This is a genomic window from Campylobacter sp. CFSAN093233 (assembly GCF_011068165.1).
In the GTDB taxonomy this organism is placed as follows: Bacteria; Campylobacterota; Campylobacteria; order Campylobacterales; family Campylobacteraceae; genus Campylobacter_D; species Campylobacter_D jejuni.
In genome coordinates this window covers 88,742-112,559 of record NZ_JAAMWY010000001.1, presented here as the reverse complement: position 1 = coordinate 112,559, position 23,818 = coordinate 88,742, and the positions used below count along the sequence as shown (strand labels likewise).

The following is a 23,818-nucleotide window of genomic DNA, read 5'->3' as shown; positions in this document are numbered from 1 at the left end:
TAAACCTTAAAGATTAAGCACAACATTGGTTGCAATAGCAATTTGATAAAGAATTTGAGTTAACATTGAAAAAATTTGCAAATTCTCACTATCTACTTTTGGCAATACTAACACAGAATCGCCTGGTTTCATATCTATACCACTATGATATTTTTCAGCTTTTCCATTGCTTCGTATCACCAAAACTTTTGAAGTATCCGCTCTTTCTCCATAACCTCCTGCAAGATTGATATAATATCTTAAATCTTTGCCCTTATCATACACAAAAGCTCCAGGTAAAGAAACCTCACCTTGAACTATGATGAGATTATTCTTACTTGGTACATTAATAGTATCACCATCTTCTAAAATAACCGAATTATAAGACTTTGGATTATCAATGACAATTTGACCCTTAGGCTCTACTTGCTTAGCTCTTTGGATAAATTCTAAAATCGTTTTTGCTTGTTGAGCTCTTATAGCTGCACCTTGAGCTGTAACAGAACCACTAGTTAAAGCTAGAGTTTCAAGCTCTTTAAGCTGAGCATTGATAAGTTCTTTTTGAGTTCTAGCTACACTTTTTCTAAACACTTGTAAAGCTTGCATGTTTGATTGTGGATTAGCTTTAATTAATTTAGAAATATCTTCTAAAGTCGTTCCTTTACCCACAACTAAAGTTTTTAAACCATTATGCTCGCCATTTACACTTATAGTTATATTTTCAGAAACATACTCAGGGTGAAATTCTACCTCATCTCCCGTTCTAAGTAAAACTTTTGAAAATTGCATTTTATTATAAGCACTGACATCAAGTTTATGATCTTCACCATAACTTTTTACGATAGCATTAGTCACGATAGGTTTAGCACCTGATACTCTAGCTAAGTCAGCTAAAGTTTTAATATCATTTGAAAGTTCAAAACGAAAAGGTCTTTGCACATCACCGTTAACAAAAGCGTAATTTTGAACATTTCCTACTAAAATAACATCTCCACTTCTAAAAGGAAAAAGATCCATTTGCCCCTTTAGTAAAAAATCATATAAATCAATATTTTTTATCACGCTGTTATTACGCAAAATTTGAATATCTCTAAAACTTCCATATTCTAAATTTATACCCCCTGCTTTATCAAGATACTGGATCACTGAATCCGAACTAAGTCCTTGATAAAGTCCTGGAGCATTAACGCTTCCTGTTACAAAAACACTGACATTTTGATAAGCATTCATATCTGCATAAACAAAAACATTGCTTTTATAGATTTTATTAACACGTGCTTTTATAACACTTACAAGGGCGCTATTTTTCACACCTAGTAAATTTACAGCTCCTACTTTAGGGATAAAAATATTTCCTTGAGAATCCACCACTAAAACTTGCGAAAACTCAACAGCTCCCCAAATTTTAAGACTGATTTGATCACCAACTGCCATCTTATAATCTGGGTTATAAACTCTTTGATTGTAATTTTTAAAATTTCCATTAAAAAGATGAGCGCCAAATACTAAAATTTGATGAATTTTTGTAAGATTATTTTCTTTATTTGCTATATCATAATTTGAGCTTAAATTTTGATCTATGCTAGTTGTAGTAGAACCTTGATCCTCTGCTGAAATGATTTGTGAAACATCCACAGCTCCAAAACATAAAATACAACTAAAAAGTAAAATTAATATTTTTTTCATTTTAATACTTATGCTCCTCTATTATCATTTTAATAAATTTAACAATCCCAAAAATCAAAGATAATACAATAAATGCTGTTAAAATATCATAAATTCTTTCAGGATATTTTGCGCTTTCTGGAATATCTGGACTTTGAATGATGACAAGTTGTTTTATTTTTCTTAATGCTTCTATTCTAGCACTTTCATAAGCTTTTAAAGCTGCTTCATAAGCTTTTTGCGCAAAAGTAGCTTCTATAGTTAGATCTTGAAATTTAGCAGCCAAATCATTAAGCTTTTGAGAAGAATTGTTAGCTGAAATTTTAGATTTTTCCCTTAAAAGCTGTTTTTTAATCGCTTCAATTTCTGCTTTAAGTGCTACTACTTCAGGTGCTGCATCATTCATATAGCTTTGTAAAGTTAAAAGTTTAGCTTCTTTTTGAGCTAAATTAGTCTCAATTTGCGCAACCAAACTTGCTTTAGCTTCAGCTTGTTTCAAGGGATCAAAAACCCCATATTTATTTTGAAAAGCAATCAAATCATTTTGTGCTTTTTGATATCGTTCTTTGTATTTTTGTACTTCATTTTCAGCAAAAGCCATTTGTTCTCTAGCTGCTTTATGAGAGATTTCGTTGATAAACTTTTCACTTTCTTGCATAATAGTTTGAGCAATCAAATGAGCTGATTTAGGTGTAAAACCTTCTACTTCTACCTGCAAAAGCTTAGTAGTTTCATCCGTATGCACCTTAACTCTTGCTTGGTAATATTTAAGATAAGATTCTATCGAACTTGAATCCCAAATTTTAAAAGGCAAATCTATATGTTGTTCTTGATAAAGACTTTTAAGTTTAATTTTCCCATCTAAAATTTTTAACATATCACTTGATTCTATATAACCTTTTAGATAATTTAAATCTTCGCTTGCTGTAGAAGTACTACCAAGCAAAGACAAAATTCCATTTGTTTGAGCACTTTCTCCACTTGTTGATCTAACATCTAAAATCATCGTGCTTACATATCTTGGCGCTGCAATCAATGTATAATAAATCACAACAAAAATCATTATAAACCAAATAATTTTAAAAGAATCAAATATACTTAAATCTTTGATTTTTTCTAATAAAGTTTTATTTTCTTCCATTAAGCTTTTCCTTGATATACAGCTATTCCTTCATCTACATCATCATAAACCGTAATTTGTCCATTTTTCATATAAATTATTTTATCACACCATTCTTTAATTTCAGCTACATTATGAGATACCATAATCACCTTTGATTTGCTTAATCTTTCTCTATATAATTTCACGCTTTTTTCCCTAAAAGCAGGATCTCCAACAGCTCCAGCCTCATCGATCAAATAATAATCAAAATCAAAAGCCATACTAAGTCCAAAAGCTATCCTAGCACTCATTCCCGAAGAATAAGTCTTCATAGGCTCATCAAAAAATTTTCCTATTTCAGCAAAATCTTCCACAAATTTTACTTTTTCTTGAAGTTCTTTACCCTTGTATCCATACACCCTAGCTACAAATTTAGCATTATCTCTGGCAGTTAAAGAACCTTGAAAAGCTCCATTTAAACCCAAAGGCCAAGATAATTTTTTATTAGTAATTATCTTGCCACTATCAGGAAGCTCTGCTCCGCTTAAAAGTCTCATGAGAGTGGACTTGCCTGCGCCATTATATCCCATTAAACCTATGCTACAATTTTCAGGAAATTCAAAAGTAAAATTTTTAAAAACATAATGCCTTCCACCACTAAATAAAGGATAAGATTTAGTTAGATTAATTAGCTTGATCATTCTTTTTTTGCCGCCGTTAGAGCTTGTCTATTATAGTAGTAAATAAAAAGCCCTATAAATAAAACAAGTAAAATCCAAAATATAGCATAAAAATAACTATATTCATCTTGCAAAGGATAATTTTCAAAAAAATTAAATCTTAAAAGCTCCATTATGTGAAGCAAAGGATTGTAATAAAATATATCAAGTAAAGGACGAGGAGTTAACCAGGTGGGAAATATAATCCCAGAACTCCAATAAAATACTATACTAAAATAAGCTAATAAAGTTCTTAAAGGTTCTACAAAGTGCCAAACAATAGCAAAACAAATCCCTAAAGCAAAAGCTGAGCATATGAGTAAAAAAATACAAAATAAAACTCCAAGTAAATGAACAGGAAATACATCGAGTCTAAAGAACCACCCTGCAAAAAAAAGTACAGTGATAAAAATCACAAAATAAATACAAAATTCAAGCAAAGTTCTAGCAATAAATACATGTATAGGTTTTACAGGTTTATAGGCAAACAAAGATAAATTTGCTCCTATTCCATTCATAAGCTGAGTTACTATACTTCTAAACATAAAAAAAGGCATAACGCCTGAAATCAAAAACATAAAAATAGAAATTCCTTCAGGCATAACTTGATGATGATATTCCCTAATAACAGTTCCTATAATAGTCACCAAAAGCACAACACTCATAGGCTCTCCAACTACCCATATATATCCAAGATACCTATTTTTTCCAAATCTAGTTTTTAACTCTCTAAAAAATAAAGCGTGAATTACATTTAACATTTATTTTCTATACCTAACAATTTACATAAACCATAATCATAACTCATTTTTTTAAACAAAATCATAAAAATTTATTTTTTACAAAATTCAAGCTTTTTACTAAGTCCTAAAGCATTGTTAGTAAATTTAAGCCAAAAAAGCTCTAAGGCATAAATTTTTGCACTTTTATCAAGTTTAGCAAAGGGAAATTTAGAAAAATAAATTTTCATTTGCTCCTTGCTTGCCATTTTAAACTCGGCCTTAGCTTGCACACCTTTTAAAAAGGCTATTTTACTTTCTTTGGCTATATTAAGTGCTATACTTGAATTTTCACTGGCTAATCTTATATGCTTAGTATCTTCATGAGAAGCGATAATAAAAGCTAAATTCTTCTCATCAAAAGCATAAAAAGCACTAGCTGTATAAACACCTTTTTCATCAATCATAGCCCAAGATAAAAGCTGCTCATTTTTTATAAATTCTAAAATTCTTTCATCCATATTGTAAAAATTATACTAAAATATTTTTAAAAATAACCGATTTTTAATTTAAACTATAAATATAAGGGGAAGAAATGCAAATTGATGCTAGCAAAAACCAAAGTTTTTCGATGGATTATACAACAAAAAGTGGCAAACATTTAGCCTTATCTATGTATGACAATCAAAGCGTGAGTTATGCAAATAATGAAGAAGGTAAAACTCTTAATCTTAAGCATCAGTATGGCTTTAGCTTTACTTTTGAAGGCTCTAAGCTCACACAAAATGATCTTGATGAGATTAAAAATGCTATGAAAGAAGTTGAACCTATGATCAAAGACTTTTTAGCAAATTCTAAAGTCGGAGAGTTAAAGCCAAAAGAAATTATAGAATCAGCTATGCAAATGGCAAATGTTCTACCAACACCAAATGATGAAAACCATCAAAATGCTATTATGAATAATTTTACAAATAAACTCAGTGATTTACTAAAACAAAATCAAACAGATGATAAAGATATCAATGCTTCCATGCTTGAAGATAGCAAAAAACTTCTTGATGAAGTTTTAGAACAAATGAAAAAACAACTTGAAAAACAGCAAGAAAAAGCCAAGGAAAATCAAGATAAGACAGATGATAGTTTAAATCTTTACGCTTAAATCATATAATATTAAAAATTATCAAGGAGTTTTTAAATGACAAATATCGAAATTTTAGAAAATATGCTCAAACTCCAACAAAAACTCAACGATGAAACAAACGGCTTAAATTGGGAAAATGGCTACACCAAAGAAGGAAAACTGATCAGTTGGAGACGCTGTATTTATATGGAATGTGCAGAACTTATAGACTCTTTTACATGGAAACATTGGAAAAATATTTCAAGTCCAACAAATTGGGAAAATGTGCGTATAGAGATTGTCGATATTTGGCATTTTATTTTAAGTCTTTTACTTGAAGAATATCGCGATAAAAACAATAAAGATTTCAAAGCTATAGCCACAGAAGTTAATGCTGTAAGCGTGTTTCAAGATTTTTGCAAAGAAGAAGAATACCCTAATGAGGGTGATATTTATAGCATTTTAAATGATATAGAGCTTATTATCCATAAATGCAGTGGTTTTGGATTTAATCTTGAAGAATTACTTTCAATATATTTTACTTTAGCTATTAAATGTGGGCTAAATCTTGAAATTCTTTATAAGACCTACATAGGTAAAAATGTTTTAAATATTTTTAGACAAAACAATGGTTACAAAGATGGTAGCTATAAAAAAACTTGGAATGGCAAAGAAGACAATGAAGTTTTAGCTCAAATTTTAGAACAAGAGCTTGATTTTGATACTATTTATAAAAAACTAGAAGAATGCTACAAAAAGGCATAATTTGGATATTTTAAAACTTGCAATCAAAGATTTTTTAAGTCTTAAATTTTTAAAATTTGCCTTAATTCCTTTGATTTTTAGCCTTATACTGATGCTTTTTTTAGGAGTACTTGGCTTTTCGGCCTTGCTTGATTATTTTAATTCTTTATTTAGCGTTGGAGAGGATTCGTTTTGGGCGTGGTTTTATGCCCTTCATTTTGTACAAATTTTAATCACCATCATAAGTTTTTTATTTTCAGGTTTTATTGTTGTTTTTGCTTCGGTTTTTTTAGCCCTTTTTATCACTTCTTTTCTTACTCCTTTTATCGCTAAAGAAATCAACCAAAAATATTACCATTATGATAATACAAACGAAGTTTCAACCCTAAAAACTATCTTTGAAATTTTTAAAATATTTATAAAATTTATAGGGATTTTATTGCTTTGCACCTTGGCTTTATTTTTACCTTTTATCAATATTTTTGTATATTATCTTGCTTTTTATTATCTCTTTCACAAACTTTTAATGATTGATGTTACAAGCACGATTTTAGACAAAGAAAGTTTTAAAAATTTTCATTCTGATTTTTCGCCTTTAGAGTTTAAATTTAGCACTCTTTGTTTTTATCTACTCTCATCAGTGCCACTTTTAGGACTTTTTTTGCAAGTATTTTTTGTGATTTTTCTCACACATTTAGGCTATCAAAGAATTTTAAAACTAAAAGCTAAGGCTTGAAATATCGATTTTGTGATTATATAAATAAGCTCTTAAAAGTCTTGGAATTTTAGCTATTCTACACTCTTCTTTAAAATTTTTAGGTAATTTTTGACAAGTTTCATATTCAAAAACAATAGCTTGTTCGTTTTTATATACAAGTGCTATTTTACCACCTAAAACACAATCACCCTTTAAAAACTCTTTTCTTTGCGCTGTGCTTAAAAGTAAACCTTTCATTTTCACTGCTCTAGCAATCAAACTTTCATTTTTAGGACAAATAAGAAGTCCTTGAATTTCTTTGATATTTTCAAAATCATAAAGTTTTTTCCTATCTTCACCAAGATAAGAAAAGCTTCTTTTTAAACCCTGATGAAATTTACTCACAAAGGCATTAGAGAAATTTTTTCTTATATAATTTCTAAAATATTTTTCATTTTCATTACTTTCATCATGGAAATAAAAAATATCTTTTTCTTTTAAAAAAGATGAAATTTCATCTTTACTTATAAAGAGTAAAGGGCGTAAAAGTGTATAATTTGAGCGTTTTTCACACTCTTGCATACCTAAAATTTCAGCCAAACCTGCGCCTCGTGAAAGTTGCATCAAAAACCATTCAAATTGATCGTTTAAATGATGGGCTAAGATAAGATGGTCATAACCTTGCTCAAGACAAATTTTTTCAAAAAAATCATAGCGAAAATCTCTGGCTTTTTTTTCAAAGTTACTTTGAAATTTAGGAGCGTGTTTTATGAAAATTTTTTTATGAAATTTTAAAGCAAGTTCTTTGGCTTTTAACTCTTCTAAATCACTATTTTTTCTAGTTTTGTAATTTATCATCACAAGATCAAAGTCGATCTTTTCTTGCATTAAAAGATAAAAAAGCACACTAGAATCACTTCCATAAGAAAAAGCGAGTAAATTTTTACCCCTTTTTAAAAGGGCTAAAATTTCATCTTTAATTTGCATCTACTTTTCTTAAAGCCTTAGCAAGGAGTTTTTTATCAAGGTTTTGTAAAATTTCACATTCATAAATTTGCCCCATTTCCAAATTTCCACATTCGCTTTCATTAATAAGAATTTCCCCATCAATCTCTCTATCCCATCTTAAATCTTTAGCTGCGATGAAAAACTCTCCCTCGCTACTTTCTCCTGTGCAAACTACTAAACGCTTTTGCCCTACTTCTTTTTCAAAACTTTTTTCTATCACTTCATCAACAATTTTTTCTATGATTTTAAGCCTTTTATTGATCACTTTAAAAGGCACTTGCTCCATATCAAAAGCGGTTGTATCTTCTTCCTTAGAATACGCAAAAACACTCACCCTATCAAAACCAAAGTCTTTAACAAACTCACAAAGCTCTTCAAAATCTGCCTCACTTTCACCTGGATGCCCTACGATAAAGCCCGTGCGTAAAAAGCTATTTGGCGCACTTTTCATTAAATTTAGCATTTCTTTAAGTCTTGTGCTATTTGCCCCACGCTTCATGATTTTAAGCATATTATCACTTATGTGCTGCAAAGGCATATCAAAATAATTTACAAAAATTTCAGAAGCTATAATGCGTTTAATCAAAGCTTCACTCGCACTCGTAGGATAAAGATATAAAATTCTAGCCGCTCTTATGCCTTTGATTTTTTCCACCTCATCGATTAAGCGTATAAGCCCATCTTTTTCACCCTTATCAAACAAATAAGAACTCGTATCTTGTGCAATAAAAGAAAAGTCCTTATAACCTCTAGCTACCAAATCTTTAAGCTCAGCTATAATGCTACTTATCTCACGAGATTTTAACTTGCCTTTAAAACTTGGGATGGCACAAAAAGAGCATTTTTGATTACAACCTTCGGCGATTTTTATAAAAGCATGGGAATTTGAACCTGTGATAATACGTTTGGAATTTTCACTCTGCAAATAAGTCGAATTGGAAAATAAATTTGTTTTTTTAAGTATCATTTCATCAATTCTTTCATAATCACCCACACCTGTGAAAAGATCAACCTCAGGAAGTTCTTTCATAAGTTCTTCGCGGTAACGCTGCATCAAACAACCCGTAACCACTAAAAGAGAATCTTTTTTTCTTTGTTCGTGCAAATCCAAAATCGCATTAATGCTTTCTTTTTTTGCACTATCGATAAAACCACAGGTATTTACGATCAAAACATCGGCTTTGCTTGGTTCATCGCAAAGCTCATAAGCACTAAGGCGTCCTAGCATGATCTCACTATCGACTAAATTTTTATTACAACCTAAAGACATAAGATAAAGTTTTGACATTTTTTTCCTATATTAAAGTTTTCTTTTGATATAATTTTTGACTTTAAAAATATAATTATAGCAAAGAAATTTTATGGATAATTACGAATTTAGCGAACTTTTAAAAACTTTAAAAAACAAAGTCGGCAACATAGCCTCCATCATCAAGCCTGAAAATATCCAAACAAGGCTTAAAGAAATCGAAGAGCTTGAAAATTCTCCTTCTTTTTGGAGTGATGTGAAACAAGCAGGGATCATAGGAAAAGAAAAAACCAAAATCACCAATCTACTTAAAAACTATGAAAATGCTTTTAATGCGCTAAATGACGCAAACGAACTTTTCGATCTAGCCAATAGCGAAAACGATACAGAAACGCTTGAAGCTTTATTTAATGACGCACCAAAACTTGAAGATACCATCACAAGTCTTGAAATTTCCATGCTTTTAAGTGGGGAAAATGATGGTAAAAATGCCATTGTTTCCATTCATCCAGGTGCGGGCGGAACAGAAAGTAATGACTGGGCAAGCATACTTTATAGAATGTATTTAAGATTTTGTGAAAGAGAAGGTTTTAAAGTCGAAACTTTAGACTTTCAAGAAGGCGAAGAAGCAGGACTTAAAGATGTGAGCTTTTTAGTTAAAGGAGAAAATGCTTATGGTTATTTAAAAGCTGAAAATGGTATCCATCGTTTGGTAAGAACTTCTCCTTTTGATAGTGCAGGACGCCGTCATACAAGCTTTTCAAGTGTTATGGTAAGCCCTGAACTTGATGATGATATAGAAATTGAAATCGAAGAAAAAGACATAAGAATAGATTATTACAGAGCAAGCGGTGCAGGCGGACAACATGTTAATAAAACAGAATCAGCTGTGAGAATCACACATTTTCCAACTGGTATAGTTGTACAATGCCAAAATGACAGAAGTCAGCACAAAAACAAAGCTACCGCTTTTAAAATGCTAAAATCTCGCCTTTATGAACTTGAACTCATGAAACAACAAGATAGTGCTAATGCTGGAGAAAAAAGCGAGATAGGCTGGGGGCATCAAATCCGATCTTATGTGCTTTTCCCTTATCAGCAAGTCAAAGACAATCGCAGTGGAGAAGCTTTTTCTCAAGTGGATAATATCCTTGATGGGGATATTAAGAAAATGATAGAAGGCGTTTTAATTGCCTTAAAAGCGGAGTAACAGGCTTAAAAATAAGTAATTTCTGCAAAATGTCGGTATAAAAAAATTAGAAAGATAGCGGGATTTTCCCGCTTGTTTTATTATCTTGCATAAAACCTAAGAGCATCATTCACAGAATAATAAACTCTTTTCTTAAAATCTTTATCGCAATAAACACTCACAACTTTATAGTCTTTTTATCGTTTGGATTTAATAAGAAAACATAGTTTGAGTATGGAGTTTTATCTATTTCTAAATCACGCTTCATTTCTTTAATTTTGCCTTCTGGATTGTTAATATCACTAATTGTTCTGACTGAAGTATAATCATAAAGTTTATAATTTGGATATTTTTTCATAATCTCTTGATTACCTATGATTACCTAAATCAAACATAGCTTGATCGTTGCCATTGTTTTTTAACTCGACTAAATCGCCATCGCCACAATCTACAATCAAAGTCATAGCTCCTAAAGCCAAAGCACTTGTTAAAATCTTTTTCATTATTTTTGCTCCTAGTTTTAAAATTAAATTAATATAACTATACCTAAATTTAAAATTTAAATATCATTTTTGCAATAAATTCTAAAGTAAAAATCACGTAAAAATTTAACTCATAATTATTTCACTCAAACAAATTTTTATGCAAAATTTCTTCTAAAACCACAGTAGCATAAGAGCCTTTTTGCAAGAAAAACTCTATACAAAAATGAGCTTTTTCTTCATCATAACGCCATTTTAACTCTTCTAAATATCCCCACATAAAGCGTCTTGAACCTTGCATTTTAGCCTTAAACTCCAAAGTATCTTTAAAAATTTCATTTTCTAAATTTAAGGCCAAACCTTCTCCTGTTTCATAAGCCTTAGCACCGATTAAAAGCCCCATGGCGCTTATATCTCTTGCCTTAAAACGCCCAAGCTCAGCACTTAAATCCTCGCATAAAAAACACTTTCCAAAAGGATAATGCCCTAAAACCTCACCTTTTAAAAGCTTAAAAAATTGTTCTTGTTTTTTAAGTTCCTTAGCTTCTTCTTTAGAAATTTTATAAATTTGGATCAATTCTTTTTCGCTAAAATCATTTGCAAAATGTGATAACTCCACTCTTTTACTCAAATAGCGATTAAAAAGCTCACTTTGAAAAGCTGAAATTAAAAACTCTTTCATTTTTACATTTTTCATTTTTTTGCCACGCAAAATTTCAAGCCCTTCTTTATAATTATCCCCAAATTTTCCAAAACGCTGATAACCAAAATAATTCGCAAAACCTTGTTTATCCAAATTCATCAAAGCTTGTTCTAGCTTTAAAGCATCGCTTGGCAAAACTTTTTTTAAGCGTATGAAAAAAGAATTTCCTTTTAAATGCCCTATTCTTAGCTTGTTTTCATGGGTAAAAATTTCTAAAATTTTAAGTTTAGAATGAGAAAAATTTGACAAAAAACTCTCAAATTTTTTAGGCATAGAAAGGTATTGAAAGGTTGATCCTTGCTTGTCTTTAAGCCCTGCATAACCAAAATCTCTTATTTTAACCCCGCTTGCTTCACTTAAAATTTTTAAAGCTTCATTTGTGGTTAAATCTTTTTTATTGATATGCAAAATAAGATGCTCGCCCTTGCCGCTAAATTCATACAAAGGCTTTTCGCGCACTACAAAATCATCGCTATTTTTACTAAAATACGCATTAATAGGACTATGTTTTAAGCTATACAAAGGCTTAAAAATGGTGTTCTCTTCCGCTAAATTCATATTTTCCTTTCACTGCTTTTCCAAAGATATTTAATTTCACGCCGTGTTTTTTGGCTATTGTTTCTATATTTTGCCGTTCTTTTTCATCAAAAGCAAACAAAATTTCATATTCTTCTCCGCTATAAAGCGTATAATCATCAAGTTTTTTAAACCAAGAAATACCGCATTTATTTAAAGCTAAAAGTCTTGATAAATCTTTGCTTAAACCATCTGAAATATCCATAGCACAAGAAATTAAAGGTGCGACTTCATAAAAAAAACTAGCTCTTAATTTTGGCTTTATAAATACATGGTTTGGTTTTAAAGTGCCCCCATTTTGTAAAATTTCAAGCCCTTTTAAACTTCGCCCTAATTTTCCTGTATAAGCAAGTAAATGTCCTTTTTTTAAACCTTTTCTAAAAACGGCTTTATCGTTAATCTTTGAAATGATAGTAAGACTAATGTCTATTTTATCATTGCTTATAGTATCGCCGCCTATGATTTTTATATTAAATTTCCTAGCTGTTTTTAAAAAACCTTTTTGTAAGGCTTTGATCTCATTTTCGCTTAAATTTTTTGGTAAAGCAAGTCCTAAAAGTGCGTATTTTGGCACAGCATTCATCACAATGGCATCTGAGATATTGACAAGCATTGCTTTTGTAGCGATTTGCTCTAAACTAAGCCACGCTCTTTTAAAATGCACATTTTCAAAAAACAAATCCTTACTAAAACACCAATCATCAATAACAGCTCCATCATCGCCATTTTTTTCATTTAAAAAAGCTTTGATAATAAAATCTTCTTTGTTCATAATGCGTGATTTTATAAAATTTCCTTTTAAATTCTAGTGAATTTTAGAAAAATTTTATATAATATAGAAATATTTAAGGAAAAACCATGAAAAAATTAGAATTAAGAATTTTTAGATTTGATAAAACCAAGGATTATGAGGCTTATTATAAACCTTATATTTATGATAATTATGAAAATTTTGCAAGTTTTTATGATTTGCTTTTGCAAGTTCAAGATGATGATATTTATTTTGATTTTGATAAAGATGAAGATACTTACATGGTTGTAAATAAGCAAATCATACCACTTTTTACACCTTTAGAAAAAATAGCAAAAGAATTTGATTTTAGTCTTTGTATCGAGCCTTTAAGCACAAAAAGAGCCATTAAAGATCTTATCATCGATAAAAATGATTTTTTAGACAAATACAAATATCTTGAAAAATTTGGTGATGAAGAGGATAAAAAACTTTATGCAAAATATGATTATTTATATTATGCAAGTGAAATTTTAGACTATCTTCCTGAATATATGGGCGATGGAGTGTTTTATTTGGCTTCAAAAATGATAGAAAAATATCCTGAAAAAAAGATAGAAATTTTAAAAACTCTAGCAGATAAAGAAAAGGGTATTTTTTATCATCTTGAAAGCAAAAATGAAATTTTAGAAACAACGATCAAAAACCTACAAAATGAAATTTTAAATTTAGGGCTTTTTGATAAAAATATTTTACACTTTGATTTACCTAAAACCAATGCTTTTGATAATGAGATCAAAGAACTTAAAGAAATTAAACATAATTTTAAAGATTTCAATATAGCTTTTTATGGTTTTAATGCTTGCGATACTTTAAAATCGAAACTTAAGGCTAAATTTATTTCCTATGAAAACAGTATAAAAAATAATGGCTTTAGCTTGCTTAATCTAAATCCTACGCTAAGCTATAAAATAGCCGCAGATATTGTTTTGGACGCTTATGATAGCGGGGCTGATTTTATGGTAGTAAAAGAAGAAAAAGATTTTTATCTTTTTGATACTTGTGCTAAAAAACTTATGCAAACAAGTGGAAGGGAATTTGAAGACTTTTATATTTTGAGCCGTTTTGAGTTTTTAGCCCTTATCGAAGGCATACAAGCTCCATCATTAAAAAATCACACTTTAAAGGTTAGTTTGATATGAAAATCTCTTTAGAATGCAAAGATCTCATCATAGAAAAAACTTTAGAACTTTTTTTAAAAGATCATTTGGTAATGAAAAAAAATTGTGATTTCATCATTAGCGATGAAAAAATTCATACCGCAAAACCCTTATTTATCATCTCTAAAAACTCTCCATTTTTAAGCATACCATTTAGCAAAGAAGCCTTGTTTGAGTCTTTAAATGAATTTGATAATGCCTTAAAAGCAGCAGCTTTGCAACTTGCACTTGAACAAAAAAGACTGCTTGAAGAAAAAATTGACGCTATTGCTTTGGAATTTAAAAAAGATTATGAAAATAAAATCGATCTTGCCATAAAAGATCTTAAAAACAAACTCGTAAAAGCACTTAATGATGAATGATGAATTTATAAGCGTTAAAGACTTTTTTAATCACAATGAAAAAAGAAAAAAATTTCTTCAAAAACAAGAAATTAAACCTCCTAAAGAAAAAACAAAAAAAACTAAAGAAACAAAGCTTTATACAAATATAGAAAGTGGTAAATACAAAGGGAAAAAACTACTTTTACCTAGTCTTACAACAACAAGAAGTACTAAAAGCATAGTCAAAAGTTGTGTTTTTAATGTAATAAGAGAAGATTTAAGAAGTAAAATTTTCATTGAAGCCTTTGGAGGAAGTGCTTTAATGGCGGCTGAAGCACTAAGTAATCATGCTTTAAAAGCTTATGCTATAGAACTTGATGCAAAAGCTTATAAAATTGCTTTAGAAAATGCTAAAAATATAGATCCAAATTTAGAAGTGATCCATGCAAATACTTTTGAAATTTTACCTAAACTCATAGAAAATTCAAAAAATGAAATCATATTATATCTTGACCCACCTTTTGATACCAGAGAAGGTTTTAGCGATATTTATGAAAAAATTTATCATTTTTTAGAAAATTTAGATTTAAAGACTTTAAATTTAATCATTTTTGAACACCACTCAACCATAAAAACTCCCGAAAAAATCCAAAATTTTCAAAAAGTCAAAGAAAAGAAATTTGGATCAACTAGCTTAAGCTTTTACGCTTCTTAACTTACTTGGAACACTTCTTGCTTGATCTATCATCAACAATAGATTAAAGGAAGAATCCATGAGAGTTTTAACGATATTTTTACTCTTTATGACAAGCATTTTTGCAGTGCAAATCAAGGATGTAGCAAACACTGTAGGTGTAAGAGATAACCAACTTATAGGTTATGGACTTGTTGTAGGGCTTAATGGAAGCGGCGATGGAACAAGCTCTAAATTTACACTACAATCCATCTCAAACCTTTTGCAAGGTATGAATATCAAAGTAGATCCTAACGATATCAAATCAAAAAATACCGCAGCTGTTATGGTTACAGCCAAACTTCCAGCCTTTGCAAAAAGCGGAGATAAACTTGATATTACCGTTTCATCTATGGGTGATGCAAAATCTTTACAAGGCGGAACACTTTTACTGACTGCACTTCGTGGGATTGATGGTGAAATTTATGCCATAGCACAAGGCTCTATCTCAACAGGAGGTTTAACACCTAGACCAGGAGGAGCAGGTTCTCACTCAACTGCTGCAACTGTAATGGGCGGAGCTAATGTAGAAAGAGAAATTCCACAAAATTTTAGCCAAAACAATGATCTAACCTTAAGTTTAAAAGTAGCGGATTTTAAAACCGCAAACGATATAGAAAGAGTTTTAAATACTGTCTTTGGCGAAGAAGTAGCTAAAGCCATCGACTCTCGCACAGTAAAACTCAAAAAACCTGAAGATCTTTCAAATGTTGATTTTATGGCAAGAGTTTTAGAACAAGATATAGCTTATAAACCACAAAGCAAAGTTATCATCGATGAAAGAACAGGAACAGTGATTGCTGGAGTTGATGTAGAGGTAGAACCTGTTTTAATCACTCATAAAGATATCACTATAAAAATAGATCCAAACAATAACGCAGTAGCTAATCAAAATGAAATCGATATGAAAGATGGTGGTTTTGTAGATCCAAGTTCAAATACCTTAAGAATCAACAATGCAAAAAGCACAGTTGCAAATATAGCTAGAATGCTTAACAAACTTGGAGCAACCCCAAATGACATTATCGCTATTATGGAAAATTTAAAGCGCGCAGGTGCAATTAACGCGGATTTGGAGATCATCTAATGAAAGTGGATAATTTTTTAAATACTTATAGTATGAATAGCGCTTTACTTGATCGTGCAGCCAAAGCAAGAAGTTTAGAATCAAGCATCAAAATAAATGACAATGATATAGTTACAAAGAGCAAAGAAGATGAAGCCTTAAAAGAACAAACGGATGCTTTTGAGGCATTTTTTTTAAAGCAAGTTTTAGATGTATCTTTAAAAAGTCAAAATTCACTCTTTGGAAAAGATGCCAGCGATGAAATATACTCTTCCATGTATAATGATACCATGAGTAAAGCTTTAAGTGGAGGTATGGGTTTTTCAAAATTATTATACGATTTTTTAAAAGAAAGGGGTTAAGTTTTTTAAATTTGGGTCGATATGGTTTGTAGAGGATTATAACTAAGATCAAGGAGGCAGAAATGATCAATCCTATACAACAAAGTTATGTGGCAAATACCGCATTAAATACAAATAGAATAGATAAAGAAACTAAAACAAACGATACTCAAAAAACGGAAAATGATAAAGCGAGTAAAATCGCAGAGCAGATTAAAAATGGTACTTATAAAATCGATACAAAAGCTACGACTGCTGCGATTGCTGACTCTTTAATCTAAAAATTTTCATTCTCCTTTTTTTGAGAGAGAAAAGGAGAAAATATGCTTAAACAAAGACTTGATGAAGTAAATGCTATCTTAGCAAAACTTATTGCTTTAACCGAAGAAGATATAGAAAATATCAAAGTGGCTAAACATGAGAGTGTAACGCCAAGTGTAGAAGAAAAAAACAAACTTATCGCGGAATTTATTACAGCTAAAAAACAACTTGATGTTGCCTTGGTTGAGCTAAATAATAGCTCTACAAAAGGGCTTAGTGAACTCTTAGATGATGAAGATAAACAAAAACTAGATCTACTTAAAAAAAATCTTCAAAACCTTCATAGTAAAAACAAAGAGTATGCTAAATTTGTTCTTATTGTCAAAGATTTTCTTGATGGCTTAGTAAATAAAATGTTTGATATCAATGATGGAATAAATAATGCTTATGGAGATAAAAAGACAAATCCAGAGTCAATTTTCAAGATCAATGTATAAGGATTTATAATGGGTATTTTTGGAACATTATACACAGGTGTTACAGGCTTAAAGGCAAGCGAAGTTCAAATCGCAACAACTGGAAACAATATCTCAAATGCTAATGCAACTTTTTATACACGCCAAAGAGTAGTGCAAACTACAAATGGGTATATTACCACAGGTGGAGTTCAAGTAGGCACAGGAACTGCTATAGAAAGTATAGTGCGTTTGCATGATGAGTATTCTTACTATAAATTAAAAGGTGCATCAAACCAACTAGAATACACTAAATATATGGCTTCAACCTTACAAGAAATCGCTCAGCGTTTTCCAGACTTACAAAATACTGGAATTTTGAAAGATTTAGAAAATTATAACAAAGCTTGGAATGATTTTGCATCTAACCCTAATGAAAATGCCACAAAAATAGCCCTTGTAAAAGCTTCTCAGACCTTAACAGAAAGCGTTAATAACACTTTTGCAACCTTGGATAAAATCCAAAAAAAAGTAAATGATGATATTAAAAATACAGTTGATGAGATTAATAGAATTGGCGAAGAAATTGCTACTATAAATAAACAAATTTATGGACAAGAAGCCTTACCAACAGAACACGCAAATGAACTTAGGGATAGAAGAGATGAACTTGAGCTTACTCTTTCAAAGCTAGTTAGTGCAGTTGCAAGCAAAAATGAAATCAATCAAGACAATCGCCTTGATACAACCATCACTGATCCAGGACATCAATACAATCTAAGTATAGAAGGTTTTAGTATAGTAGATGGAATAAATTTTCATCCTTTAAAGCTTGATTATGATGATAAAAATAAATCTTATAGCATTTATTATGAAACTCCTGATGAAAAAGTTCGCGATCTTACTGCAAAAATTAGCGGTGGACAGCTTGGTGCTCAACTTGACTTACGCGGTAGAAACTATAGCAAAAGCGAAGGAAAATATGAAGATGGAATTATCCAAGGTTATATGGATTCTTTAGATACTTTTGCTAAGACCATGATCAATGAAACTAACAATCTTTATGCAAGTTCTGCGAAAAGTTCTGTTACTTCTGATTATCTATCTGGGCTTAAGGGAGATATTCCTTTAGTTAATTACGACAGAACCATACAACCAGGAAGTTTTGATATAGTCATTTATGATGATAAAGGCGATAAAAAACTCACCAAAACCATCACCATAGATGTAAATACAACCATGAATGATATCATGCGTCAAATCAATGCTAATACAGATGATAATAACAATAAAAATTCAAACGATGATGTTGATGATCATATCAATGCAAGTTTTAGCTACGATGCAAAAACTGGAGATGGTTTATTTCAAATCAATGCAAAATCAGGTTTTAAGGTAGCCATTGAAGATAAGGGCACAAATTTCGCAGGTGCGTTTAGTATAGGTGGTTTTTTCAGCGGAACTGATGCAAGTAATATGAAAGTAAAAGATTCCATCTTAAATGATCCAAGCACAGTAAGAGCAAGTTTAAGTGGGGTTGATAGTGGCAATGACATGGCAAATAAAATCATCCAACTTCAATATGAAAAAGTTAATTTTTATAATGAAGATGGCACTATCGATAATCTTACCATGGAAGAATATTACCGCAAACTTACAGGTAAAATAGCCTCAGATGGTGAAAATAACAATGTCGTCAATTCAAGCAATGAAACTCTTTATAATTCTGTTTATAGCGAGTACCAATCTAAAAGTGGCGTAAATACAAATGAAGAATTAGCCGCCCTTATACAATATCAATCAAGTTACGGTGCAGCAGCAAAAATCGTCTCAACCGTAGATCAAATGCTTGATACCTTACTAGGGCTTAAATCTTAAGCTCTAGTAATATCAAATGAAAAATTTTATCCATCTTAAAGCTAAGCTCGATTTTTTAGCCAATCAAAAAAATACCAATCATTCCCTTTTTGAAACTCCAGATCCTTTGCAAATTGCTAAAATTCACAATGATGAATTTATTGCCTTAATTTGTGCTTTATTTGCCTATGGAAATGCTAAAAATATAGTAAATTTTCTAAAAAAACTTGATTTTTCTTTATTAAACCTTCAAGAAAAACAAATAAAAAAAGAACTTAAAAATTTAAAATACCGCTTCCAAAATGAGAAAGATATACAAGAAATTTTTATCACTCTTTCAAGACTTAAAAATGAAATTTCACTCTACGAACTTTTTTATCAAGCCTATCAAAAAAGAGAAAATACCACAGATGCCATCTTAGCTTTTATACAAAAAATCAAAACCTTAAATTCATATTCAAGTTATGGGTATGAATTTTTCTTTGGAAAAATTTGGCAAAACAGCCCTACTTCACCTCTTAAACGCTATAATATGTATCTAAGATGGATGGTTAGAAAAGATGAACTTGATCTTGGACTTTTTACCAAAATTCACACCAAAGATCTTTTAATCCCACTTGATACACATACACATAAAATTTCCTTGACTTTAGGACTTCTAAAGCGTAAAATATATGATTATAAAAGTGTTTTAGAACTCACGCAAAATTTAAAAAAATTAGATGCAAATGATCCCATAAAATATGACTTTGCGCTCTATCGTTTAGGGCAAAGTAAGGGAATTGACAAATTTAAGGAGTGAAAAATGGGCTTTGAGCACTTAGATACAATTTATTATTTCATACTTTTTTTTGTAGCTCTTTTTGCTGGTTTTATAGATTCTATTGTAGGTGGAGGAGGGCTTATTACTCTACCAGCACTCATAGCCTGTGGAATTCCTGCGCATTTATCCTTAGCAACAAACAAACTCCAAAGCGTCTTTGGTTCTTTTACGGCTACTTTAACTTATTTTAAATCCACCACTCTACCTCATCTTGCTTGGGGTGTTTTTTTTACAGCCTTAGGAGCAGCTATAGGAAGTTATAGCGTTCTTTTTGTAAAAGATGAGCAATTAAAGCTTATTATCTTAATCTTTTTAACTCTTACTTTCTTATATACAGCCTTACGTCCTAACTTAGGCAAACACGAAAGTGAACCTAAAATAAAAAATATCAAAATTTTTCATTTAATTTGTGGCTTAACTTTAGGATTTTATGATGGATTTTTAGGGCCTGGAACAGGTTCATTTTGGATTTTTGCTTGTGTGATGCTACTAGGTTTTAATATGAGAAAAGCAAGCATTAATACTAAAATTTTAAATTTCACTAGTAATATCATTGCTCTTGCTATATTTTTATGGCAATACGAACTTTTATGGGCTGTAGGCTTGCTTATGGGCGTAGGACAAGTTTTAGGAGCTTATTTGGGTTCAAAACTTGTGTTAAAAACTAATGGAAAGTTTATAAAAACTTTATTTTTAATCGTTGTAGGAGCTACTATCATTAAAGTAGCTTGGGATTATTTTAGTTAAAATTAACCCCTGAGCTAAGCTCCCACATAGGTAAAAATATACCTAAAGCCAAAAACAAAACTAAAAGCGCCACAAATAAAGTCATCATAGGCTCTAAAAAAACCAAAAATCTATCCATCAAATTTTCGCTTTTTTGTTGATAATATTTGGCAATTTCTTCACTTAACACTTCAAGTCTTCCACTTTTCATCGCAACGCTAAGCATAGAAAATACCAAAGAATCAAAAATATCAATCTTTTTAAAAGCCTGACTTAACTCAAGACCAGAATCTATAAAACTAAAAAGTTTTTTATACTGAAAAATTAAAAATTTATTTTCAAGCCCTATAATAGCTAAATCAAAAGCTTTAGATATTGAAATTCCATTTTTTAAAAGCAAAGAAAAAACCATAAAAAAATAATAATTTTGATTATAAATAATCAAACGAGAAATCAAAGGTATTTTTAAAAATAAAAAATCACAAGAAAAAGCAAAAGAATGAAAATTTTTATAAGCTAAAATAAGCATAACAATAAAAATAACAAACAAAAATATGCAAAAAATTCCATAGTCATCTAAAAAATTATAAATTTCTAACATTACATGCGTGATAAAAGGCAAACTCGCGCCTAAATTTTCAAATAAATCTTTAAAATTAGGCACTACAAAAAGCATTAAAAACAAAAATGCTCCGATAATACTTAAAAAAACCAAAGTAGGATATCTAAAAGCCTTTTTTAATTGTTTTTGACTCTCTAAGCTTTTTTCTCGAAGTTTAGAAATTTGACTAAACACTTCACTGATTTTTCCTGTCTTTTCAGCCGTTTTAATCAAAGCTAACTCCGCACGATTTAATCCAAAATTAGCATTTTCAAAAGCTTGATTTAGATTTTGGGCTAAAATTAAATTGTCTAATATTTTTTTCATAATCTTGCAAGAGTGTATAAGATATAATTCTCTAATCGCTTCTTGAACACTTAATCCAACTTCACACAACAAAGCTAGCTCTTTAAAAAAGAGTATAAAATTTTCATCCTTTAATCTCTGAAAATTAGATTTTTGAATTTCTTTTATATCAATGATTTTCCAATTCTTTGATAAGGCTTTTGCTTGTGCTGTATTTAAATTTTCAGCTTTTATAGTTTTTGTATAATTTTGATTGTTTTTAAGAAATTCTACTTCATAAAATTTCATCTTACAACCCTTAAAAGCTCATCTATACTTGTAAGACCTTCTTTAGCTTTTTTTAAACCTTGTTCAAACATAGTTTGAAAGCCATATTTTTTTGCAAGCTCCATTAAAATCGTTTTATCTTGATTTTCCCTAATTGCACAAGCTAAATCTTCATTGATCTCTAAGCACTCAGCGATTAATTCTCTGCCAAAAAATCCACTATGATGACAACGCTCACATCCTTTTGGTTCAAAAAATTCACCTTCAAATTCAATATAATGTTTTTTGCTTTTTTGCTTACACCAAGGACAAAGTTTTCTAACCAAACGCTGTGCTATAACAAGACTCAAAGCCGATGCTATCAAGTAACTTTTTGCTTGCATATCCAAAAGCCTATCAATGGTACTAAGAGCATCATTAGTATGCAAGGTGCTTAAAAGCAAATGACCTGTTAAAGAAGCTTTAAGTGCAATATCTAAACTTTCTTCATCGCGAATTTCTCCTATCATGATAATATCAGGATCTTGCCTTAAAATTGCTCTTAAAACACTATTAAACTCGACTCCAACTTTTGAATTGAGCAAAATTTGCTGCACTAAAGGAATTTTATATTCTATAGGATCTTCTGCGGAAATAATCTTTTTTTCAATACTTTTCAACTCATTTAAACACGCGTATAAAGTTGTGCTTTTACCACTACCTGTAGGACCGGTTAATAAAATCATTCCATTGGGACGATGTAAAATCTTTTTTAAAATTTTTAAATTTTTATCTCCAAGATTTAGTTTATGCAAATCCAAAATTTCTTTATCATATTTTAAAATTCTTATAACAACACTTTCGCCATAAATCAAAGGCAAACATGAAACACGAAAATCATATCTTTCATTTTCAAAATCTAATTCAAAACTTCCATCTTGCGTTTTTCTTGATTCAGCTAAATTCAAACAAGCTAAAAATTTGACATGAAAAACCAAAGCTTCATAAATATCCTTCTCAAAAATAGCAAATTCACGCAAAATTCCATCAACCCTAAACCTAATCAAAGCATCATCATTCCTTGCTTCTATATGAATATCACTCGCATGAAAAGATAAAATTTCATGTAATAAAAAATCAAAAATTTGACTGATGCAACTTTGATCATCTCTTTTGTGATTTTCTTGCCATTCAAGTCTAAGCTTAATGCTTAATCTTTTAATCTCCTCTTGAATGCGAATTTGATTTAAAATTTTAGCTATCTTTAACTCATCGGCAATTGCAGTGTCGATTTTTTCACAAATCATAAAAGTCTTAACTTGCTCTAAAAGCTCTAAAGAACAAGGTTTGGATCTAATAATCATAAAGCCGTCATTGTTTTTAATAAGCAGAAATTTAAATTTTAAAAGTAAAGAAAAAGGTATACCTTCATAAATAAAATCATTATCTTCATCTAAATCAACAAAATGCAAATTACAAAAATTTGCTAATTTTTTAAAAAAATCCCAAGAAGTGATATTAAATTTAGTGCAAATTTCATCAAGACTTATTTCATTATCAATATAAGCTTGAAAAATTTTATCCATTCTACTTTCCATCTAATTCCATTAAACCATAATAATTTATATAAGCATCTAAAGCACTTTGAGCTTCTTTTTCTTCGCCTAAAGCTCTTTTAGCCTGAGCAAAAATCAGCCAAGAATCTTGTTTTTGCTTGTCAAGTTCATTGGCTTTTAAAGCCCAAAATATTGTCTTTTGATAAGCTTTAATATCAAAATACTTCTTAGCTAAATTTAATGCCTTTTCATAGCTTGGATTTTGATAAAAAGATTTTTTTAAATCAGAAATATTTAAAATTTTAGAATCAATTTCTATCTTGCTAATATGTGTATTTTCCTGCACCGCTTTAACTTCTTCTAGTTCTTTATATAACTTTTCCCTAGAAATCTTATTTTTTTCTTGTAAAATTTGCGCTTGAAGAATCTTTTGCTCCAAATGCTTTTTATGTTCAATAGCTTGCAAATAAATATTTTTTTGCTTATTATATTTTTGCATTAGCACAAAAAAACAAAATGCTATTACTGATATTAGAATAATTAATAATAAATATTTTAAATATTTTTTAAGTAAAAAGTATTTATACCTAAGCTCAAGCTCTTTAATTCTTTCTTGCATATC

The 23,818-nt window shown here is 30.2% G+C and carries 26 protein-coding genes and 1 pseudogene; 14 read left to right on the top strand and 13 right to left on the bottom strand.

What is annotated here, in order from left to right; translation table 11 throughout:
• Positions 1–6 precede the first annotated feature (6 nt).
• The 5 genes from FBF15_RS00575 to FBF15_RS00555 all read right to left on the bottom strand — a co-directional run bounded on the left by FBF15_RS00575 (position 7) and on the right by FBF15_RS00555 (position 4,705).
• The gene (locus FBF15_RS00575) at positions 7–1,665 is read right to left on the bottom strand and encodes a polysaccharide biosynthesis/export family protein (RefSeq protein ID WP_038816667.1); all 1,659 of its coding nucleotides are present in this window, start codon (positions 1,663–1,665) and stop codon (positions 7–9) included.
• 1 nt (position 1,666) lies between these two features.
• Complete coding sequence (locus FBF15_RS00570; RefSeq protein WP_038816666.1) at positions 1,667–2,785, bottom strand: capsule biosynthesis protein; 1,119 nt, start codon at positions 2,783–2,785, stop codon at positions 1,667–1,669.
• Positions 2,785–3,447 carry an ABC transporter ATP-binding protein gene (locus FBF15_RS00565; protein WP_002781126.1) on the bottom strand — a complete coding sequence of 221 codons (663 nt, stop codon included), beginning with the start codon at positions 3,445–3,447 and terminating at the stop codon, positions 2,785–2,787. The genes FBF15_RS00570 and FBF15_RS00565 overlap by 1 nt, the downstream gene beginning before the upstream one ends.
• Positions 3,444–4,226, bottom strand: a complete 783-nt coding sequence (kpsM, locus tag FBF15_RS00560) for a capsule polysaccharide transporter KpsM (protein ID WP_038816665.1) — start codon at positions 4,224–4,226, stop codon at positions 3,444–3,446. Before kpsM ends, FBF15_RS00565 begins: the two co-directional genes overlap by 4 nt.
• A 71-nt stretch (positions 4,227–4,297) precedes the next feature.
• Entirely contained in the window at positions 4,298–4,705 is a 408-nt protein-coding gene (locus tag FBF15_RS00555) for a hypothetical protein (protein ID WP_002781130.1), read from the bottom strand.
• 74 nt (positions 4,706–4,779) lie between these two features.
• Between FBF15_RS00555 and ciaI the strand changes: the two genes are divergently transcribed.
• From ciaI to FBF15_RS00540, 3 genes are read left to right on the top strand one after another with little or no spacing between them, the layout of a single operon-like run.
• Positions 4,780–5,343 (top strand): intracellular survival protein CiaI, encoded by a 564-nt coding sequence (ciaI, locus tag FBF15_RS00550; RefSeq protein WP_002856198.1) that lies wholly within the window; start codon positions 4,780–4,782, stop codon positions 5,341–5,343.
• Positions 5,344–5,379: 36 nt separating this feature from the next.
• Complete coding sequence (dut, locus tag FBF15_RS00545) at positions 5,380–6,069, top strand: dUTPase (protein ID WP_038816664.1); 690 nt, start codon at positions 5,380–5,382, stop codon at positions 6,067–6,069.
• Between the two features lies 1 nt (position 6,070).
• Positions 6,071–6,784 carry an EI24 domain-containing protein gene (locus FBF15_RS00540; protein ID WP_014517120.1) on the top strand — a complete coding sequence of 238 codons (714 nt, stop codon included), beginning with the start codon at positions 6,071–6,073 and terminating at the stop codon, positions 6,782–6,784.
• Here the strand turns inward: FBF15_RS00540 and tilS are convergent.
• Both tilS and rimO read right to left on the bottom strand, forming a co-directional pair.
• Positions 6,767–7,732: a tRNA lysidine(34) synthetase TilS gene (tilS, locus tag FBF15_RS00535; protein ID WP_165434525.1), complete on the bottom strand. Its 966-nt coding sequence runs from the start codon at positions 7,730–7,732 to the stop codon at positions 6,767–6,769. The genes FBF15_RS00540 and tilS overlap by 18 nt on opposite strands.
• Positions 7,722–9,041 (bottom strand): 30S ribosomal protein S12 methylthiotransferase RimO, encoded by a 1,320-nt coding sequence (gene rimO, locus FBF15_RS00530; protein WP_052775282.1) that lies wholly within the window; start codon positions 9,039–9,041, stop codon positions 7,722–7,724. Before rimO ends, tilS begins: the two co-directional genes overlap by 11 nt.
• A 73-nt stretch (positions 9,042–9,114) precedes the next feature.
• Between rimO and prfB the strand changes: the two genes are divergently transcribed.
• Positions 9,115–10,212, top strand: a complete 1,098-nt coding sequence (prfB, locus tag FBF15_RS00525) for a peptide chain release factor 2 (RefSeq protein WP_002883032.1) — start codon at positions 9,115–9,117, stop codon at positions 10,210–10,212.
• A gap of 157 nt (positions 10,213–10,369) precedes the next feature.
• On the opposite strand, the pseudogene FBF15_RS09565 reads toward prfB, so the two are convergent.
• From FBF15_RS09565 to FBF15_RS00510, 3 genes and pseudogenes are all read right to left on the bottom strand, one after another.
• Positions 10,370–10,694: pseudogene (locus FBF15_RS09565) on the bottom strand (hypothetical protein).
• Between the two features lie 121 nt (positions 10,695–10,815).
• A complete protein-coding gene (gene truD / locus FBF15_RS00515) occupies positions 10,816–11,934 on the bottom strand; it encodes a tRNA pseudouridine(13) synthase TruD (protein WP_002869777.1) in 1,119 nt (372 codons plus the stop codon).
• Complete coding sequence (locus FBF15_RS00510) at positions 11,903–12,724, bottom strand: thiamine-phosphate kinase (RefSeq protein WP_002860348.1); 822 nt, start codon at positions 12,722–12,724, stop codon at positions 11,903–11,905. Before FBF15_RS00510 ends, truD begins: the two co-directional genes overlap by 32 nt.
• A gap of 86 nt (positions 12,725–12,810) precedes the next feature.
• Between FBF15_RS00510 and FBF15_RS00505 the strand changes: the two genes are divergently transcribed.
• The 10 genes from FBF15_RS00505 to FBF15_RS00460 all read left to right on the top strand — a co-directional run bounded on the left by FBF15_RS00505 (position 12,811) and on the right by FBF15_RS00460 (position 20,508).
• The gene (locus FBF15_RS00505; RefSeq protein ID WP_002855347.1) at positions 12,811–13,884 is read left to right on the top strand and encodes a DUF5644 domain-containing protein; all 1,074 of its coding nucleotides are present in this window, start codon (positions 12,811–12,813) and stop codon (positions 13,882–13,884) included.
• Complete coding sequence (locus tag FBF15_RS00500; RefSeq protein ID WP_002826012.1) at positions 13,881–14,264, top strand: hypothetical protein; 384 nt, start codon at positions 13,881–13,883, stop codon at positions 14,262–14,264. The genes FBF15_RS00505 and FBF15_RS00500 overlap by 4 nt, the downstream gene beginning before the upstream one ends.
• Entirely contained in the window at positions 14,257–14,940 is a 684-nt protein-coding gene (rsmD, locus tag FBF15_RS00495; RefSeq protein WP_002869781.1) for a 16S rRNA (guanine(966)-N(2))-methyltransferase RsmD, read from the top strand. The genes FBF15_RS00500 and rsmD overlap by 8 nt, the downstream gene beginning before the upstream one ends.
• 58 nt (positions 14,941–14,998) lie before the next feature.
• Positions 14,999–16,045 (top strand): flagellar basal body P-ring protein FlgI, encoded by a 1,047-nt coding sequence (locus FBF15_RS00490; protein ID WP_002826014.1) that lies wholly within the window; start codon positions 14,999–15,001, stop codon positions 16,043–16,045.
• Positions 16,045–16,386 (top strand): hypothetical protein, encoded by a 342-nt coding sequence (locus FBF15_RS00485; RefSeq protein WP_002784057.1) that lies wholly within the window; start codon positions 16,045–16,047, stop codon positions 16,384–16,386. The genes FBF15_RS00490 and FBF15_RS00485 overlap by 1 nt, the downstream gene beginning before the upstream one ends.
• Before the next feature lie 62 nt (positions 16,387–16,448).
• Positions 16,449–16,646: a flagellar biosynthesis anti-sigma factor FlgM gene (gene flgM / locus FBF15_RS00480; RefSeq protein ID WP_002872343.1), complete on the top strand. Its 198-nt coding sequence runs from the start codon at positions 16,449–16,451 to the stop codon at positions 16,644–16,646.
• A 42-nt stretch (positions 16,647–16,688) separates the two neighbouring features.
• Positions 16,689–17,123 (top strand): flagellar protein FlgN, encoded by a 435-nt coding sequence (locus FBF15_RS00475; RefSeq protein WP_074485810.1) that lies wholly within the window; start codon positions 16,689–16,691, stop codon positions 17,121–17,123.
• A 9-nt stretch (positions 17,124–17,132) separates the two neighbouring features.
• The gene (flgK, locus tag FBF15_RS00470; RefSeq protein ID WP_002858862.1) at positions 17,133–18,959 is read left to right on the top strand and encodes a flagellar hook-associated protein FlgK; all 1,827 of its coding nucleotides are present in this window, start codon (positions 17,133–17,135) and stop codon (positions 18,957–18,959) included.
• 16 nt (positions 18,960–18,975) lie between these two features.
• Positions 18,976–19,740, top strand: coding sequence for a TIGR02757 family protein (locus FBF15_RS00465; protein WP_002899077.1), 765 nt, complete (start codon positions 18,976–18,978; stop codon positions 19,738–19,740).
• Between the two features lie 3 nt (positions 19,741–19,743).
• Complete coding sequence (locus FBF15_RS00460) at positions 19,744–20,508, top strand: TSUP family transporter (protein WP_002855301.1); 765 nt, start codon at positions 19,744–19,746, stop codon at positions 20,506–20,508.
• Here the strand turns inward: FBF15_RS00460 and FBF15_RS00455 are convergent.
• Genes FBF15_RS00455 through FBF15_RS00445 form a run of 3 tightly spaced genes read right to left on the bottom strand, consistent with a single transcriptional unit; the run spans position 20,501 to position 23,815 of the window.
• Positions 20,501–21,682 (bottom strand): type II secretion system F family protein, encoded by a 1,182-nt coding sequence (locus FBF15_RS00455; protein WP_165434524.1) that lies wholly within the window; start codon positions 21,680–21,682, stop codon positions 20,501–20,503. The genes FBF15_RS00460 and FBF15_RS00455 overlap by 8 nt on opposite strands.
• Positions 21,679–23,238 (bottom strand): GspE/PulE family protein, encoded by a 1,560-nt coding sequence (locus tag FBF15_RS00450; RefSeq protein ID WP_070299446.1) that lies wholly within the window; start codon positions 23,236–23,238, stop codon positions 21,679–21,681. The genes FBF15_RS00455 and FBF15_RS00450 overlap by 4 nt, the downstream gene beginning before the upstream one ends.
• Entirely contained in the window at positions 23,228–23,815 is a 588-nt protein-coding gene (locus FBF15_RS00445) for a membrane protein (protein ID WP_002851370.1), read from the bottom strand. The genes FBF15_RS00450 and FBF15_RS00445 overlap by 11 nt, the downstream gene beginning before the upstream one ends.
• Positions 23,816–23,818 lie beyond the last annotated feature (3 nt).